At 56.2% G+C, this 2,545-nt stretch carries 3 protein-coding genes; all 3 read right to left on the bottom strand.

Annotation, left to right across the window (positions count from 1 at the left end):
- A partial coding sequence (locus LG661_RS24450; protein ID WP_230534601.1) for an IS5 family transposase occupies positions 1–1,008 on the bottom strand: 1,008 nt, incomplete at its 3' end.
- Between the two features lie 166 nt (positions 1,009–1,174).
- A complete protein-coding gene (locus LG661_RS24455; protein ID WP_230534602.1) occupies positions 1,175–1,834 on the bottom strand; it encodes a class I SAM-dependent methyltransferase in 660 nt (219 codons plus the stop codon).
- A gap of 152 nt (positions 1,835–1,986) precedes the next feature.
- The gene (locus tag LG661_RS24460; protein WP_230534603.1) at positions 1,987–2,352 is read right to left on the bottom strand and encodes an EamA family transporter; all 366 of its coding nucleotides are present in this window, start codon (positions 2,350–2,352) and stop codon (positions 1,987–1,989) included.
- Between the last annotated feature and the right edge of the window lie 193 nt (positions 2,353–2,545).

A 2,545-nucleotide genomic window follows, 5' to 3' on the forward strand; every position in this document is an offset into this window, starting at 1 on the left:
AACATAAACCCGCTCTGGCTCGACGCCGGTCAGGGCGATCACTTGGTCCAGTGTGGCATTGAGCGTGTGGCCGTCATACGGGTTGCCCTCCAGCGATTTCGACGCGAGTACAAAGCCCTCGCGATTGGTCACCGCTACTGCAACCGTCGAGCCGAATTCATACGGCCGATGTGCCTTGCCCTTGGCGATGCACACCACCTCGGGCGCATGCAGGCTGTAGATCTTGTTCTTGCTCGTGCGCTCCTGCAGCAGCAGGCGCTCTGTGAGGCCGAGCAGAGGAGCAAACCGGCCTGAGAGGACCTGATCATTGGCGACTTTGCGGGCGACATCGCGATAGACCCGGCCGAGATAGGTCCTCAGCCGCTTCAACTCGCGCCGCATGCGCCGCATCTGACGGGCATGGGCATAGCGGCCCACCTGCACTGCGGCGCGCTTGGCCAGGCGGGTATGGGCCTGACGGAGCTTGAGACCGCACTTCTTTGCTTGACGCACGAGGGCGAGTAGAGCCTTGAGATAGAGCTTCGCGTCGGTAGGATGAGTGATCGCCTTGGGCTGCACCGTGGTGTCGACGCTGATCCGCTCCAGACTGGAGGGCCGCACGGCGCCGCTCTCCAGCCCGACCTGAATGGTGGCGGCCAGCAGCTTCTCCACTCCCTCCGGTCCAATCCGCTTGCGCCAGCGTGTGAGCGAGCTTGGATCGCACGGCAGCTCGTGCTGGAAGTACTCGCAGCCGCAGAACCACTGCCAATAGGGATGCTCTGTCCAGCGCTCGACCACTGCCTCATCGGACAGGTTGAAGGTATGCTGGAGATACGACAGCCCGACCATCAGCCTCGTCGGCTTCGCGGGCCGCCCTAATGGGCGATAGAAGCGACCGAACTCCTCATCGAAGCCGTCCCAGTCGATCAGCCCTGCCAGGCGAAAGAGCTCATGGCGCTGATCGAGGATCTGATCGAGACGGCTGCGGTAGAGGTCGCCGGAGCTCGGCAGCGTCGGCTTGGGTCCCATGGCAAAACACCGGTTTTGAGCGGGTCAGCACCCAGATGCTGGCATTCTACAATGCTTCGCGAAGACAAAGAATCCTTCAACCTCAATCGGTTGGGGGTTGTTCAGGGCCGACTAATTCCACATGGCAGAGAATCTCAGTGGCAGGTCAGCCCACGTCAGTCTTATGTCAACCCGGATGATCTGTCCGATCCCTCGGGGGCAACAACAGGTTTGGTTGTGATAATCTCATGATCCAATATGTGTAAGGAGGCCACGATCGCTCGCAGAACCAACCCTCAACATTGTGGAAGTCTCCTCGAGCCAAAACTTCGTATTCTTCTGGAGACCTTACATTTCTGCCGCGATCTTTCGAAATGATAAACTTCGCAACCGGGTTTTGGTCCTTCGAGAAACAGGGATCAACTGTAATCACACGGCCATCCGGCCTCAAACAGGTCGCAAGGAGCGCGAGAAGACCGCGAACCTCATCATCGTCAAGGTGATGAAGAAAACCCGTTGCTAAGACAAGATCAAAGCGTCCGTGTGGCACCAGCGACCTGTCATCGAGATGCTGGGCAAAAAAACTACCCCGGTCGCCCCAACGCTCTCTTGCGTGACGAATGTATGGCTCACTGATATCGAACCCGACATATTCTACGTCGGGCAACACAGAGAGGATATCAGCCGTACCACAGCCAACATCAAGCACACGCTCACCGGGCTGCGCTTGAATGAAATCGCGCTGCAGCCAACGCCGGTTACGGTTTGCACCCATTAGCGCTTGCGACAGGTTGTACACCCATGGATGAGAGAGAACGGCGCGAAGGCCACTGACGTCTTGAGCCATATTCTATATTCGATTTACATTCCGCCGAGGGATACTGGTATTGAGGTGCAGACACTGGGCTCATTAGCTTAAAAGCAAATTTGCGCCTGTATAAAGCACATAGGGCTAGGTACGCTCCACGCTTATCTCGTGCAAGCATGTACCAGTTGCTTTTAGCGCGAAAGGGCGGAGAGAGCAGCTCCTAGAACAATCAATGCCAGTCCCGATGCCTGTATCAAGGGAATTCTTCCTCCAAAAATAAGGACGCTCGCAAGTGGCACGAACACAAAGGAAAGAGCCATAAGTGGAAATGCGTAAGACAAAGGAAGTTTCTGAAGGACAAACATATATGAAATACTTGCCAAGAAGGCACCGCCTAACCCACTAAGGACCCAGGGGTCCGTCAGCATCGCGAGAACAAAACCTATGCGCCCCTCGTCGAGGGACTTCGGCGCATGCACATCTGCCCGCCACTTCAACATTATCTGACCATAAAGGCCAAAACCAAGGGTTCCGGCAACCCAAACAGCACTATCCATGAGCCTTTACCAATCTATCAATACCGTTTCAGGCGCACTGGCGCATCAAGGGCATGAGCCCGTTCAGAATAGGGGGCCCGTAGCCGGACCGGTCTACACGGTTTTGTGCCTACGGTGAATTTTCAAATGGTGACCTGCCACTGAATTTTGAGGTGGCTCGGTTTGGCTGAACAGCGTTTTCGGTTTGCGATGT

The organism is Microvirga roseola (assembly GCF_020866965.1).
GTDB lineage: Bacteria > Pseudomonadota > Alphaproteobacteria > Rhizobiales > Beijerinckiaceae > Microvirga > Microvirga roseola.

Coding starts and splice junctions, on each gene's coding strand:
- LG661_RS24455 (WP_230534602.1), bottom strand. CDS start 1,834: ATGGCTCAAGACGTCAGTGGCCTTCGCGCCGTTCTCTCTCATCCATGG.
- LG661_RS24460 (WP_230534603.1), bottom strand. CDS start 2,352: ATGGATAGTGCTGTTTGGGTTGCCGGAACCCTTGGTTTTGGCCTTTAT.